Raw genomic sequence first — 15365 nt, forward strand, 5'->3', positions numbered from 1 at the left:
CAAACAGAAACGGCGGCGCAACAAATCAATCTGGAGGAAAGCCCCCTGAGTCAGGGGGCGCGCCGAAGGCGCGGGGTGTGGATGCTAATGAGCCGGGGCCCACGGTTCGCAACGCGAACCGTGGGGAGCGAAAGCGCGAATGCGCTTTAGCTCGAACACCATTCGCACTCACTGATGTCGATGTCGTTGGAACGCACGTAGTACGTGGTCTTCAAGCCTTCGCGCCAGGCGGTCATGTGCAGGTCCAGCAGCGTGCTCGCACGGATGGTGCTGGGCACGTAGAAGTTGAAGCTGATCGACTGGTCCACGTGACGCTGGCGACGCGCGTTCTGGCGCACGCTGGCGAACTGGTCGACCTTGTAGGCGCCCTTTTCGTAGTACGGCCAGGTCTCCAGCGACAGGCCGGGCGCAGCAACCGGACGACGGAAGTCCTTCTTTTCTTCGTAGTAGAACGCGCTGTAGATCGGGTCGATCGAGGCAGTGGAGCCGGCGATCTGCGCGGTGCTCATGTTCGGCGCCACCGCCAGCATCCACGCGTTGCGCACACCATTGACCGCCACCTGCGCCGACAGCTCCAGCCACTGCGGGCTGTTGTAGTCGCGCGCACGGAAGTACTCGCCGTTGTGCCAGTCGCTGCCGCGGAACACGCTGTAGGTGCCCTTTTCCTTGGCCAGCTCCATGCTCGCCTGGATGGTCAGGTAGTTGATGCGCTCGTACAGCTCGTCGCTGTAGTCCTCGGCTTCCTTGGCGTTCCAATGAATCGCTTTCTGCGCCAGCAGGTGGTGCCAACCGAAGGTGCCAAGACCAATCGCGCGGTACTTCTGATTGGTAATCGTGGCCTGCGGCACGGGCAACTGATTCAGATCGATCACGTTGTCGAGCATGCGCACCTGGATCGGGATCAACCGCTCCAGCACGTCGGCACCCAGCAGATCGGCCTGGTCGGCCTGCACGGTGATCGCGCGGCCCAGGTTGATCGAGGACAGGTTGCACACCACGAAATCGCCGGCCTTCTTGGTGGTGACGATCTGATTGCCGCTGATGATCTCCTGCATCATCCGCGTCGGGCTCATGTTCTGCAGGATCTCGGTGCACAGGTTGGACGAATAGACCATGCCCTCGTGCTTGTTCGGGTTCTTGCGATTGACTTCATCGCGATAGAACATGAACGGGTTGCCGGTTTCCAGCTGGCTGACCATGATGCGCTTGAAGATTTCGATCGCCTTGACCGTCTTGCGCGTGATGCGCTCGTCGGCAACGACTTCTTCGTACTTGCGACGGAAGCTGCTGTTGGCGTCGCCCTTCTTTTCGTCGAAGAAGTCCTGCAGGTACCAGCCCTTGATCCGCTTCACTTCGTGCGGATCGAACAGGTACCAGTCGCCGCGGCGCTCGACCGCTTCCATGAACAGGTCCGGGATGCACACCGAGGTGAACACGTCGTGCGCACGCAGGCGCTGGTCGCCGTTGTTCAGGCGCAGATCCAGGAACGCCTCGATGTCGCGGTGGAAGATGTCCAGGTAGACCGCGATGGCGCCCTTGCGCTGGCCCAGCTGGTCCACCGACACGGCGGTGTTGTTGAGCTGCTTGATCCACGGCACCACGCCACCGGACGAGTTGGACACGCCGCGGATCGCCGAACCCGACGAACGCACATAGCCCAGATAGGCGCCCACGCCGCCGCCGTGCTTGGACACGCGCGCCACGTCGGTGTTGGAGTCGTAGATGCCCTGCAGGCTGTCGTCGACGGTGTCGATGAAGCAGCTCGACAGCTGGCCGCCGACCTTGCCGGCATTGGCCAGGGTCGGGGTAGCCACGGTCATGTACAGGTTGGACAGCGCCCAGTAGGCCTCGCCCACCAGCTGCATGCGGCGCTCGCGGCTGCCCTTGCCGGTGCCGATCTCGTCCTGCATCAGATACAGCGCGATCGTCAGCCAGCGCTCCTGCGGCAGCTCGAACACGCCGCGCGAGCTGTCGGTGGCCAGGTAACGCGTGGCCAGCAGGTACAGGCCGTTGTAGGCGAACAGCTTGTCGCGCTCGGGCTCGATCATCTGCCCGGCTTCGATCAGTTCGTCCTTGGAATAGCGGCGCAGGATGTCGTTGGAATAGACATTGCGGTCGGCCAGGCTTTCCTGCAGGCCCACGAACGAGCCGTACTTCTGGCTGGCGTCGTAGAAGCGGTTACGGCTGGCGCGCTTGTACAGGCGGCGCAGGTACAGGCGCGCGGCGAAGTGTTCCCACTCCGGGGTGGTCAGATCGACGCGGGCTTCGGCCTCGCGGATCAGGTGGTCGACCAGGTCGTCGGCGTTGACGCTGTCCTTGCGCTCGACGAACCCGAACACCGAGCGCTTGTAGTCGGCCACGTCCAGCTGCGGGAACTCGGCATGGATCTGGTCGATGGCGCGCTCCAGGCGCTGCGGCTCGAACGGAATCCGGCGGTTACCGGCTTCCTTGGTGATCCAGGTGGAGACGGTTTGTTCTTCGATGGTCTGTGCGTGCATTGCAATGGCTTGGCGGGGAGGCGGCACGATATCCGACGGGTCGGTCATTTCCGGCGCACCGCAGGCGGGCGCAACCACACTGGCAGGAGCGCTGCTCGGAACGCTGGTCGGTGTTGCGGTGCCTGCAGCGATCGCGGAAAGGGTGTCGTTGGTGGTCATGCGTCCTCCATGCGTAGGCACACGAACCTGCCGGAGCAGGCAACAACCGAGCGGCGTCCAGAGTGCATTGGCGACACGGCACGCACAGCGCGCAGGCCATGGCCTGCGGCGGCATCACCCACCAATTTCCCTGAACTCCCACGGCCGCCATCACGCGGTGTGCTGTCGCATGATGGCGTTTCGGTGGCAACGCGCTGCCGTCATCGGGCCGGAAGCGACCGCGGCAATGCCGGGGCGCGTACAGGTCGCTGAGATGGGAGCCGCAGGCGATCTCGTACTTGCGCATCGCCTTCGTCTGATCGGTGCCACTTGGGGGCGGTCACCACCGAACCCCAAGATAGTGGGGTACCCACAGGGGGTCAACACCAAATGTGCCCAATTTGCGACAAGCCTTGCGGCACAACGGGCTGCGCTGACGAGCGGTCGCCTTGCGCGGCAGGAGGACGAATCCGACTGCGCAGGTCAAGTCGGGAGGGTCCTGATTCGCACGCAGCACTCACCTGCCGTCGACACCAAGCGTGCTATCGATCGCACTTTTTATCCGCCGGCGCGACCAGGCGCCGCCAGCCGTTCAGCGGACGCGCAAGCTCGCCGACGATCGCTCAGATCTCGGTCGGCCCGAGATGATGGCGCTTGCGGTAGCGGATCGAGGACCACACCGAGGCGGCGATGAAGGCCACGCCGATCAGGCCGGTGAGCACTTCGGGCACGTGGTAGACCGTGCCCACCAGCATGATGATCGCCAGCACGCCGATGGCGTAGTGCGCGCCGTGCTCCAGGAACACGAACTCGTCCAGGGTGCCCTTGTGCACCAGGTAGACCGTCATCGAGCGCACGAACATCGCGCCGATCGCCAGGCCCAGCATGATGATCACCACGTCGCGGGTGATGGCGAAGGCGCCGATCACGCCATCGAACGAGAACGAGGCGTCCAGCACTTCCAGATACAGGAAGGCGGCGATGCCCGAACGCTTGGCCGGGCCCATGCTGCCGTCTTCGCTCTCTTCTGCTTCGAACAGCGCATCCACGCTGCCGACCAGCAGATACAGCAGGATGCCACCCAGGCCTGCGAACAGCACGCTCTGGAAGATGCCGGCCGGCAGGAACAGCTTGGTGCCCAGCAGCACCGACACCGCCACGATCACCGACATCGCATCGGCCTTGCCCAGCTTGCCGACCAGCCGCTCCACCGGGCCCAGCCAGTGCAGCTTGCGCTCCTGGTCGAACAGGAAATTCAGGAACACCAGCAGCAGGAACATGCCACCGAAGGCGGCAATGGACGGGTAGTTGTCGGTCAGCACCTGGCTGTAGCGGTCCGGCTGCTTCAGCGCCATCTGCATCACCGGCACCAGGCCCATGCCGGTGGCCACCGACACGATCACGATCGGGAACACCAGGCGCATGCCGAACACGGCGATCAGGATGCCCACGGTGAGGAACAGTTTTTGCCAGAACGCGTTCATGTGCTTGAGCACGCCGGCGTTGACCACCGCGTTGTCGAACGACAACGACACTTCCAGCACGCTCAGCACCAGGCATAGCCACAGCGCCTGCCAGATCCCCATCGATGAGGTATGGCCCCACCACGCAGCCAGGCCCAGGCAGATGGCGGTGACCACGAACGACATTCTGAAATCGCGAAACATTGACACTCCCAGGCGGGCCGAGACGACAGCCGGAGCACTAGACCAGATCAAGGCCTGGCAGTCCGGCGTGCGGTGGAGGAGGGGGGACCGCGGCGTGACACAACATCAGGCCGGGCGCGGCTGGCCCATTATAGGCAGTGTCACCGCCATCAGGCTCGCATCCTCCGGATCCGGACGTACCCCAAAGCCCAGGCTCTGGCACATCGCCAGCATGGTGCGGTTCTCGCGCAGTACCTGGCCTTCGATCTGCTTCAGGCCCAGCCAGCGCGCGTACTCGATCATGATGCGCATCAGCTGCCAGCCGATACCGTGGCCCTTGAGATCGGAGCGGATCAGGATGCCGTATTCGCCGCGTTCGTAATCGGCATCGGCGTGCAGGCGCACCGCGCCCAGCATGTCGCCGGTCTTGGGGTCGATGGCCACCAGCGCGATCGAGCGCGCGTAGTCCAGCTGGGTCAGGCGGGCGATGAATTCGTGACTGAAATGCTTGACCGACTGGAAGAAGCGCAACCGCAGGTCTTCGTCGGTGACGCGCGCAAAGAACGCGCGGAACAAGGCATCGTCCTCCGGGCGCACCGGGCGCACCAGCGCATGGGTGCCATCGCCCAGGCCGATCTGGCGCTCCCATTCCTTGGGGTACGGAAAGATCGCAAAGCGCGGATGACCGCGGCCCTTGTGCAGCCTGCGCAGCGGCGCCACCGCCACGCGGGCGTCCAGCGCAATCACCCCATCGCGGTCGGCCAGCAGCGGGTTGATGTCCAGCTCGGTGATTTCCGGGATGTCGGCAGCCAGCTGCGCCAGCTTGACCAGCACCAGCGCCACCGCGCGCTCGTCGGCGGCCGGCACGTCGCGGTAGGCCTTGAGGATGCGCGAGACGCGGGTGCGGCCGATCAGCTCGTGGGCCAGGCGCAGGTCCAGCGGTGGCAGCGCGAGCTCGCGGTCGTTGATGACCTCCACTGCGGTGCCGCCGCGCCCGAACACGATCGCCGGGCCGAATACCGGGTCGTCGGCGATGCCGGCGATCAGTTCGCGCGCCTTGGGCCGCAGCACGGTGGGCTGCACGATCACCCCTTCGACCAGCGCAGTGGGGTGCGCGGCGCGCGCGCGCGCCAGGATGCCGGTGGCCGCTTCGCGCACCGCCGCCACGCTGGACAGGTTCAGGCGCACACCGTCCACATCGGATTTGTGCGCGATCTCGCTGGACAACACCTTCAAGGTCACCGTGCGGCCGACCGCCAGTAGGGGGTCGGCCAGCAACGCGGCCTCGTTGGCGGTGGCGGCCACCTGTAACGGCACCACCGGGATGCCGTAGGCGCTCAGCAACCGGTTGGTGGCCACCGGATCCAGCCAGCGCCGGCCTGCGGCCAGCGCCTCTTCCACCAGCGTGCGCGCCACGCCGGCATCCACCACGAAATCTTCCGGCAGGCTGGGCGGAGTCTCCATCAACGCCGCCTGCGCCTCGCGGTAGCGCACCAGATGGGTGAAGCCGCGCACCGCATCCGATTCGGTGGCATAGGTGGGCACGCGCGCGGCATTGAGCGCGGCGATCGCCGCATCGTCCTGGCCCAGCCACACCGCAAACACCGGTTTGTCGCGCTGATAGCGGTTGCGTTGCTCCAGCGCGCGGGTCAGCGCCTTGGCCGCATCGGCCGAGGAGGTGAACGCGGTGGGCACATTGACCACCAGCAGCGCGTCGTTCTCCGGATCGTCCAGCAGCGCTTCGATCGCTGCGGCATAACGCGCACCGTCGGCGTCGACAATGATGTCCACTGGGTTGCTGCGCGACCAGCCTTCCGGCAGCGACTGATCCAGCCGCTCCAGGGTCTTGGCCGACAGCTCGGCCAGGGTACCGCCGCGCAGCACCAGTTGATCCACCGCCAGCTGCCCCACCCCGCCGCCATTGCTCAGGATGGCCAGCCGCCGGCCAGGAAAACTGCCCAGCCGGCCCAGCGTTTCGGCGGCGGCAAACAATTCGTCCAGCGCACCCACGCGCAACAACCCTGCACGTGCGAAGGCGGCGCCATACACCGCATCCGAGCCGGCCAGCGCCTGGGCATGGGTGTCGGCATTGGGATTGATGCGGAACTGGCGCCCCGACTTGACCACCACCACCGGCTTGGCACGCGCGGCCGCACGCGCGGCCGACATGAACTTGCGCGCATCGCCGATGCGTTCGACATACAGCAGGATCGCGCGGGTGCGGTAGTCGGTGGCGAAGTAGTCGAGCAGGTCGCCGAAATCCACGTCCAGCGTATCGCCCAGCGACACCACCGCCGAAAATCCCACCGAGCGCGCCACGCCCCACTCCACCAGCGCCGCGGCAATGGCGCTGGATTCGGAAATCAGCGCCAGATCGCCGGCCTGCGGGCAGTGCGCGGCAATGCTGGCATTGAGCCGCGCATGCGGAGCAATCACGCCCAGGCAGTGCGGGCCGAGGATGCGCATGCCCTTTGCCCGCGCGGCCGCTTCCATGCGCGCGGCCGGCGAGCCCGGGCCGCGCCCCAGGCCGGCGGTGAGGATGATTGCCGCGGCCACCCCGCGGCGCGCGGCGATGGAGACGATGCGCGGCACGATGCGCGCCGGCGCGGTGATCACCACCAGGTCCGGCACCCACGGCAGATCGGTCAACCGCGCCACCGTACGCACGCCATCGATCTCGCTATAGCGCGGGCTCACCCAGCCGATCTGCCCGGGAAATCCGGCCGCGCGCAGATTGCGCACCACCGCCCGCCCGGCCGAGCGCTCGCGCGGGCTGCCGCCCACCACCGCGACGGTGCTGGGGCGGAAGACCTGCTGCAGGTGGTACGTACTCATCGGGCGGGGGACGCGAATGCCATCGCACTACGGTACACGTACTGGCGTTTCAGGGTATGGATGACGGATGCATGCGCACATGCATCCGTGATTGCCCGGGCACGAGGCCGCTACAACAGCGTGCCGCTCAAGATCAGCGCGGCGATGCTGAAATAGATCACCAGCCCGGTGACATCCACCAGCGTGGCAACAAAGGGCGCCGAGGCGCTGGCCGGGTCGAAGCCGAAGCGTTGCAGCACGAACGGCAGCATCGAGCCGGACAGCGAACCGAAGGTGACGATGCCGATCAGCGCCGCGCCGATGGTCAGCGCCACCCTCTGCCAATGCGGGCCGTAATCGTATAGCCCGGCGTTTTGCCAGATGGTGATACGCACGATCGCCAGCACGCCCAGGATCGCGCCCAGGGTCAGGCCGGTGGGCAGCTCGCGCAGCGCCACTTTCCACCAGTCGCGCAGGCGGATTTCGCGCAGCGCCAGCGAGCGGATCAGCAGCGAGGTGGCCTGCGAGCCGGAGTTGCCGCCCGAGCTCATGATCAACGGGATGAACAAGGTCAGCACCACGGCCTTGGACAGCTCGTCCTCGAAGTGCTGCATCGCGCTGGCGGTGAGCATTTCGCCCAGGAACAGCACGCTCAGCCAACCGGCGCGCTTCTTGATCATCTGGCCGAAGCCAATCTGCATGTACGGCTTGTCCAGCGCTTCCATGCCGCCGAACTTGTGCACGTCTTCGGTGGATTCGGCGATCAGCGCATCGAGCACGTCGTCGACGGTAACGATGCCCAGCACATGGCCGCGCGCATCCGCAACCGGGATCGCCAGCAGGTCATGCCGGCGGATCAGCCGCGCCACTTCTTCCTGGTCCAGCGCCGGGTCCACGGTGATCGGCGGATTGACCTGCGCCACCTCCAGGATCGGCGCATCCGCAGCGCCGGTGATCAGCCGGCGCATGGTCACCACCTGCTGCAGCACGCGGGTCTGCGGGTCGAGCAGATAGATGGCGTAGACGGTCTCGCGGCTGCGCTCCACGTCGCGGATGTGCTGCAGGGTGCGCCCCACCGTCCAGTCGGACGGCACGGCGACGAACTCAGTGGTCATCAGCGCGCCCGCGGTATTGGGCGGGTAGCGCATCAGCGCCTGGATCGACAGCCGCGCCTCGGCGCTGAGCAGCCACAGCAGCGGCTGGCGCTGGTCGGCATCCAGGCCATGGAAGATGTCGGTGGCGCGGTCGTCGGCCATCTGTCCGAGCAGCGAGGCGGCCTGCTCGGCCGGCAGCGACGCCACCAGCGCGCTGGCATCGCGCAGCTCGGGTTGTTCGAGCAACTTCACCGCACGCGGCGGCGGCAACGCGGCCATGACCTGCGCGGCGTCTTCGCGGTCGAGGGTGTTGAGATATTCCACCGCATCGGCCGTGTTGAGCTCGGCCAGGGGGGCGGTCAGTGCATCGACGCCTTGGGCAAGGCGCAGGGTTTCGTTGTACATGGTGGTTCGCCTGGTGACGACCGTCGTCGATGACAGCCGGCGAACCTAAAGCCTCAGGCGCGCGCCAGCTGGGTCATCGACCCGGGTCTAGGGTGACTGTCGCTGGACATGAGTAAGGGCTCCGAAAGGTGCGCACCGACCGGTGATCCGGGTGGCGGCGCGGCGCAGTCTGCGCGCCTGGGTCGGCGTGGTCAATGCCCTGCGCAGACCGTGCTCAGCAAACGTGCAGGCCGGCGCGCGGGGGGCTGGTTCTGGCACCTTGGCGCGCCGCGGCGGCATCGCTCATTGCGCTGGCATGGAGACCTCAAGCGCCTGGAGCGTGTGCTCCGGTGGCCTGTGCAGTGCGGCCCGGAACAGGCATTACGCTGGCGACCGCAACGCGGCGTACCGTGCCTCGATGCCGGAATTGGGCGTAGGCAGGCATCGTCGCCGTGCGGCCATGTGATGTCACCGGACGGACAGCGGTTGCGGGTGGCTCGCTGCGTGTCCCATGGCCGTGGCGATCACCGAACGGAAGCGCACCGCCGACCCGCACCGTGCACGCAGCGTACGCCGTTCCAGGCCGGCACACGCATGCCGGCGGCATAATGAGCACCTCAACGGAGAACGTGCATGCATAGCGGTGGTCTTGAACTGGCTCTGGTGCTGATGCTGGCTGCCATCGTGGCCGTGCCGGTGTTCAAACGCTTCGGCCTGGGCGCGGTGCTGGCCTATCTGGTCGCCGGCGTGGTGCTCGGGCCCGATGGCGTCGGCGTGGTGCAGGATGCCGAACGCATCAGCGGTGCGGCCGAGATCGGTGTGGTGATGCTGCTGTTCGTGATCGGCCTGGAACTGTCGCCAGCCCGGCTGAAGGTCATGCGCCATTCGGTGTTCGGTGCCGGCGCCAGCCAGGTGCTGGTGACCGCGGTGATTCTGGGTGGCCTGTTGATGCTGGGCCAACTCGGCTGGAAGAGCGCACTGATCGTCGGCGTGGCACTGGCATTGTCGTCCACCGCGGTGGGCCTGCAGCTGCTGGCCGAGCGCAAGGCACTGAACAGCGACTACGGCCGGCTGGCCTTCGCCATCCTGCTGTTCCAGGACCTGATCGCCATCCCGCTGCTGGCGGCCATTCCGCTGCTGGGCGGCAGCAAGAACGCCACCCTGGCCTGGCCGGATGTGGCCAAGGCGGTCGCCGCCCTGGTACTGGTGATCCTGTGCGGACGCTTGGTGCTGCGCCATCTGTTCAACGTGGTGGCACGCACGCGCATGCCCGAGGTGTTCACCGCCAGCGCGCTGCTGGTGGTACTGGGCACTGCGTGGATCATGCAGGAGGCCGGCCTGAGCGCCAGCCTGGGCGCCTTCATCGCCGGCGTGCTGCTGGCCGATTCGGAATTCCGCCACGAACTGGAATCGCAGATCGAGCCGTTCGAAGGCTTGCTGCTGGGCCTGTTTTTCATCTCGGTGGGCATGGGGATCGATCTCCACCGCGTGGCGGCCGAGCCGTGGTTGATCGCAGCGGGCGTGGCGATCTTGCTGGTGGTGAAGTTCTCGCTGCTGGTGGGTATCGGCAGTGTGGCCAAGCTGCCGCTGCGCAGCAGCCTGATGCTGGGCAGCGTGCTGTGGCTGGGTGGCGAATTCGCGTTCGTGGTGTTCAACGAGGCCGACCGCGTCGGGCTGCTGGAAGCTGCCAATCACGACCGTCTGGTGGCCATCGTGGGCGTGTCGATGGCATTGACCCCGCTGTTGCTGCTCGGCATGCAGCGCATCCTCAACGGGCCGCTGCGCGTGCGCGAACCCAAGTCCGAACGCCCGTTCGACACCATCGATGCGCAGACGCCCAAGGTGCTGGTCGCCGGCATGGGCCGCTTCGGCCAGGTGGTCGCGCGCCTGCTCACCGCACGGCATGTGCCGTTCGTGGCGCTGGAACACAACCCCGACACGGTGGAAGACCTGCGTCGCTTCGGCAGCCAGTTGTATTACGGCGACCCCACCCGCCCGGAACTGCTGCGCGCCGCCGGCGCCGAGCGCATCAAGGTGTTCGTGATCGCGGTGGATGACCCGGACACCAACATCAAGACGGTGCGACTGATCCGCCGCCTGTACCCGCAAGCCACCGTGCTGGCGCGCGCACGCAACCGTCAACACGCCTGGAAACTCATGGACCTGGGCGCAGAACCGTTCCGCGAGGTCTTCGCCTCCAGCCTGGAGCTGAGCGAACGCGTCCTCACCTCGCTCGGCCTCGGTGAAGCGCTCGCACACGATCACGTCAAACGCTTCCGCCAGCACGACGAAGACCTGCTGCGCCGCCAGCACCTGGTCTACGACGACGAAGCCAAGGTGATCCAGACCTCGCGCGATGCACGTGCCGACCTGATGAACCTGTTCGAAGCCGACGTCAAGGCGGATGTGGATGGGGACGATGTGCCGGTGGCGGAGGCTCACGAAAAATAACCTCGCACCATGCGTGGGACGACATCCGTTCGAGAGGAGATCTGCAAGAGCTTGCAGCTTTCCACATCATGGTCGATGCGCGTCTTCGGCAACACTGCCCTGATCTGCCTGCAACAACGAATCAGGTTCGAGCGCGCGTACGCCACCACATCCTCGTCGCGACGATCGAGGTTGATCGCGCACCACTGCATCCATGCACCCTAGCGATCCCGCGACCAGGGCACAGGATAAGCTGGCGTTTCTCACTTGGATGGAAGCGACCGTTGACCGAAGCGACGCCAGCAGTCACGTGACTGCCGGCGCAGATGGATCAACTCCGCGGCTTGCGCGCTGCGCGCTTGGCTGGCGCGTTCTTTCCCGCAGCGTTGCCGGTTGCAGTCTTGATGCCCGCGCGTCTTGTCGTCTTCGCGGTTGTCTTCGCCGCACGTTTGGCGACGGCTTTCTTGGAACGCATGGTGCTCCCACCAGGTGATACTTCCACCGCCTTCGCGGTCGTTGCAGGAGCGCGTTTGGCAGGCGCTGCGCCTGCCTTTCTCGTGGCTGGCTTGCTGGCCTTCTTCACCGGCGTTGCCGTACCCACACGCACCTCCGGGGGCCGACGCGGTGGCGGCTTGCGCCCTGGGGTGAGCGCGCGCCAGGCGTGGCCGCCATTCATGGCCAGCAGTGCGTCGGCGGCCGAGGGGCCGGCGCTGCCGGCGGCGTAGTTGGGGAAATCGCTGGCCGGCTGTTTCCAGGCATCCAGGATCGGTTGCACGATGCGCCAAGCGCCTTCCACCATCGCCGCATCCTGGAACAGGCCGGCTTCGCCGTTCATGCAGTCCTGCAGCAGGCGCTCGTAACCCACGGTGTATTCCTTGGGAAACCAGTCGCGGTAGCGGAAATCCATGCGTACCGGCGCCAGCGCAACCTGCGCGCCGGGGCGCTTGACGTCGAACTGCAGCGAGATGCCTTCATCAGGTTGAATATGCAGTACCAGCCAGTCGGGGCCGTAGCCGCCCACTTCGGTACTGCGGAATGGCGCCAGCGGTGCGGGCTTGAAGCGGATGGCGATCTCGGTGGTGCGTTCGCGCAGGCGCTTGCCAGTGCGCAGGTAGAACGGCACGCCGGCCCAGCGCCAGGTGTCGACCTGCAGCTTCATCGCCACATAGGTTTCGGTGTCCGAATCGTCGGGCACGGTGTCTTCTTCGCGATAGCCGGGAACGGCACTGCGATTGACCGCGCCGGATGCGTACTGGCCACGCACCACGTCTTCCGGCTTGATCGGGCGCACCGCTTCGATCACTTCGGCGCGGCGGCGGTGCATCGCCTCGGTGGTGAATGCGGCCGGCGGTTCCATCGCAATCATCGCCAGCAGCTGGAACAGATGGTTGGGCACCATGTCGCGCAGACAGCCGGTGGGATCGTAGAAGCGACCACGCCCTTCCACGCCGATGGTTTCAGCGGCGGTGATCTGCACATGATCGATGCGGTCGCGATTCCACACCGGCTCGAACAGGCCATTGGCAAAGCGGAATGCCAAGATGTTCTGCACGGTTTCCTTGCCCAGGAAATGGTCGATGCGGAATACCTGGTCCTCGTGCAGCACCTTGGCCACGGTGGCATTGAGCGCGATGGCGCTTGGCAGGTCGTGGCCGAAGGGTTTTTCCACGATGACGCGGCGCCAGCCCTCTCCCTCGCGCTGCTTGACCAGACCGGCCTCGCCCAGATTGAGCAGCACCGGTTCGAAGAAGCGCGCAGCGGTGGCCAGGTAGAACAGCACATTGCCCTGGGTGCCGTAGCGCTTGTGCAGCTTGTCCAGCACGCCTCCCAGCGCCTGGTAGGCACCCTGGTCGGTGAAGTCGCCACGCACGTAATGCATGCGTTCGCGTAGCCACTCCCAGGTGGCGGTGTCGAAGGCATCGGTCTGGAATTCGGCATCGCGGCTGCTGAGCAGCTGCGTCATCGCCTTGCCCATGTTGGTGCGCCAGGCGCGTTCGCTGATGTCGCCATGGTCCATGCCGACGATGGCGAAGTCATCGCCGAGCGCGCCCGAGCGGCGCAGGTTGTACAGCGCCGGCATCACCAGCCGCCGGGTCAGGTCACCGCGGGCGCCGAACACCACGATGATGCAGGGCGGCGTGGTCTGTTGCTCGTTCATGGATGCGTTTCCTTTTCGCCCATGCGTCCATGCAGGCGCAATGCCGCATTGACCAGGGCCACGTGGGAATACCCTTGGGGGAAGTTGCCAAGCATGCGTTTTGCGCGTGGGTCGTACTCTTCTGCGAGCAGGCCCACGTCGTTGCAGAGCCCCAGCAATCGTTCGAGCAGCGCGCGCGCTTCATCGGTGCGACCGATCAGGGCATAGTTTTCCACCAGCCAGAAACTGCAGGCCAGAAAGGTGCCCTCGCCGGCCGGCAGACCGTCGGCACTGTCGTCGGCGCGATAGCGTTCGACCAGGCCATCGATGGTCAGCTCGCGTGCGATCGCGTCGGCGGTGGCGGCAATGCGTGGATCCTCCGGCGGCAGGAAGCCGACGATGGGAATCAACAGCAGCGACGCATCCAGCCGATCCGAGCCATAGCTCTGCACGAAGTGACCATCCGGGTGCACGCCTTTTTCCAGCACTTCGGCGCGGATTTCCTCGGCGATCGCGCCCCAGCGCGCGCGCTTGGCGGCGTCGGCGTTGGTGATGCCGTCGCGCGTGCCGCAATCGAACGCCAGCCACGCCATCACCTTGGAATGCACGAAGTGACGGCGCTCGTCGCGGATTTCCCAGATGCCTTCGTCCGGCTGACGCCACAGCCCTTCGAGTGTGTCGAGGATGTTTTCCAGCAATGCCGCCGACGAGCCATCGTCGTCCGACGGCAGCGCCACACCTTTTTCGCGGGCGTAATGGAATGCGCCGATCAGCTCGCCATAGACATCGAGCTGGAACTGATCCACTGCGCCGTTGCCGATGCGCACCGGGCCGGAATTTTCATAACCGGGCAGCCAGTGCGCCTCCCACTCCTGCAAGCGGCGTTCGCCACCGATGCCGTAGAGCGCCTGCAATTGATCCGGCGACCCGGCGATGGTGCGCTGGACCCAGTCGCGAAACGAGGCAGCTTCGTCGCGATAGCCCGCTTGCAGCAACGCGATCAGCGTAAAGACCGAATCGCGTAGCCAGCAATAGCGGTAATCCCAGTTGCGGGTACCGCCCAGGTGCTCGGGCAGCGAGGCAGTGGGCGCGGCGACAATGCCGCCGGTGGGCAGATAGCTCAGGCCCTTGAGCACCACCAGGGAGCGGCGCACCTGCTGGGTCCACGGCCCCACGTCATTGCAGCGGCGCGCCCAGCCGTGCCAGAACGCGGTGGTGCGTTGCCGCGCCTGTTCCGGGTCGATCGGCGGCGGCGTGGGCAGATGCGACGCGCCATGGCTGAGCACGAACCAGGTGCTCTCGCCATCGCGCAGGGTGAAGTCGGCTTCTGTGCCCAGGTCCTGACCATGCAGCTCCTGTGGCGAACGCAGCGCAAGCTGATCGGGCCCGGCGGTGGCGCGGATGCCGCCATCGATACGGGTCACCCACGGCACGGTGCGGCCGTAATTGAAACGGAAGGTCAGCCGCATGTGCATGGGCACTTCGCCCTGCACGCAGCGCACGATGCGCACCAGGTGTTGGTGCAGCTCGCCATTTTCGGTGGCGGCCATGAAGTCAACCAGTTCCACCGTACCGGTGTCAGTGATCAACCGCGTGCACAGCACCAGGCTGTCGTCTTCATAGGCGCGCTCGCTGCGGAAATCGGCTGCGGGCGCCAGTGCCCACTGCCCGTGCTGCTCGTCGCCCAGCAATGCAGCGAAGACCGCATCGGAATCGAAGCGTGGCAGACATAGCCAGTCGATGGTGCCAAGGTGGTCCACCAGGGCCGCGCTGTGGCAGTTGCCCAGCATGGCGTGGTCTTCGATACGAACGCTCATCGTGCGGGCGCTTCCTTCCTGCGAAAGAGCCCGCAGTCTTGCACGCGCGGTGTCGGGATCAGGTTACGACTGCGCCGGCAACCGCAGCAGCGGTGGCACCGTGTGTTCCAGCCGGCGAACCAGTGCCGGGTCCATGTAGGCATAGTCGTCGGGGATCTGCAGGCAGACCACGCGGCAGTGGCGCAGATGCGCGGCGAAGCGTTTGCGCAGCAGCTGCAGATGGCGCCGTTCCATCACCAGCACCACCTCTGCCTCCTGCAACAGCTCCGGGGTGACCTGCACGTGCGCATCGGCGGCCAGCCCGGCCGATTGCGCCTGCACGCCGGGCCAGTCGGCGAACACGCGCTCGGCGGTGGGGCTGCGCAGGCGGTTGCGGCTGCACACGAACAGCACCCGCAGCGGTTGGC

Annotated in this window: 8 protein-coding genes; 1 reads left to right on the forward strand and 7 read right to left on the reverse strand. The window is 66.1% G+C overall.

Annotation, left to right across the window (positions count from 1 at the left end):
* Positions 1–146: 146 nt before the first annotated feature.
* The 4 genes from HG421_RS17420 to mgtE form a co-directional block, all read right to left on the reverse strand.
* A complete protein-coding gene (locus HG421_RS17420; RefSeq protein WP_169707458.1) occupies positions 147–2657 on the reverse strand; it encodes a ribonucleoside-diphosphate reductase subunit alpha in 2511 nt (836 codons plus the stop codon).
* A 602-nt stretch (positions 2658–3259) separates the two neighbouring features.
* Complete coding sequence (locus HG421_RS17425) at positions 3260–4303, reverse strand: DUF475 domain-containing protein (protein WP_169707459.1); 1044 nt, start codon at positions 4301–4303, stop codon at positions 3260–3262.
* 105 nt (positions 4304–4408) lie between these two features.
* Positions 4409–7117 carry a bifunctional acetate--CoA ligase family protein/GNAT family N-acetyltransferase gene (locus HG421_RS17430; protein WP_169707460.1) on the reverse strand — a complete coding sequence of 903 codons (2709 nt, stop codon included), beginning with the start codon at positions 7115–7117 and terminating at the stop codon, positions 4409–4411.
* Positions 7118–7227: 110 nt separating this feature from the next.
* The gene (gene mgtE / locus HG421_RS17435) at positions 7228–8595 is read right to left on the reverse strand and encodes a magnesium transporter (protein ID WP_169707461.1); all 1368 of its coding nucleotides are present in this window, start codon (positions 8593–8595) and stop codon (positions 7228–7230) included.
* 612 nt (positions 8596–9207) lie between these two features.
* On the opposite strand from mgtE, the gene HG421_RS17440 reads away from it, so the two are divergent.
* Positions 9208–11025, forward strand: coding sequence for a monovalent cation:proton antiporter-2 (CPA2) family protein (locus HG421_RS17440; RefSeq protein ID WP_169707462.1), 1818 nt, complete (start codon positions 9208–9210; stop codon positions 11023–11025).
* Positions 11026–11335: 310 nt separating this feature from the next.
* Here HG421_RS17440 and zwf read toward each other — a convergent pair whose 3' ends face one another.
* The 3 genes from zwf to HG421_RS17455 form a co-directional block, all read right to left on the reverse strand.
* Complete coding sequence (gene zwf, locus HG421_RS17445) at positions 11336–13162, reverse strand: glucose-6-phosphate dehydrogenase (protein ID WP_169707463.1); 1827 nt, start codon at positions 13160–13162, stop codon at positions 11336–11338.
* The gene (locus HG421_RS17450) at positions 13159–14958 is read right to left on the reverse strand and encodes a glycoside hydrolase family 15 protein (RefSeq protein ID WP_169707464.1); all 1800 of its coding nucleotides are present in this window, start codon (positions 14956–14958) and stop codon (positions 13159–13161) included. The genes zwf and HG421_RS17450 overlap by 4 nt, the downstream gene beginning before the upstream one ends.
* A 63-nt stretch (positions 14959–15021) precedes the next feature.
* Complete coding sequence (locus HG421_RS17455; RefSeq protein WP_169707465.1) at positions 15022–15351, reverse strand: low molecular weight protein tyrosine phosphatase family protein; 330 nt, start codon at positions 15349–15351, stop codon at positions 15022–15024.
* Between the last annotated feature and the right edge of the window lie 14 nt (positions 15352–15365).

It is taken from the genome of Xanthomonas campestris pv. badrii, from assembly GCF_012848175.1.
Taxonomy (GTDB): domain Bacteria; phylum Pseudomonadota; class Gammaproteobacteria; order Xanthomonadales; family Xanthomonadaceae; genus Xanthomonas; species Xanthomonas campestris_C.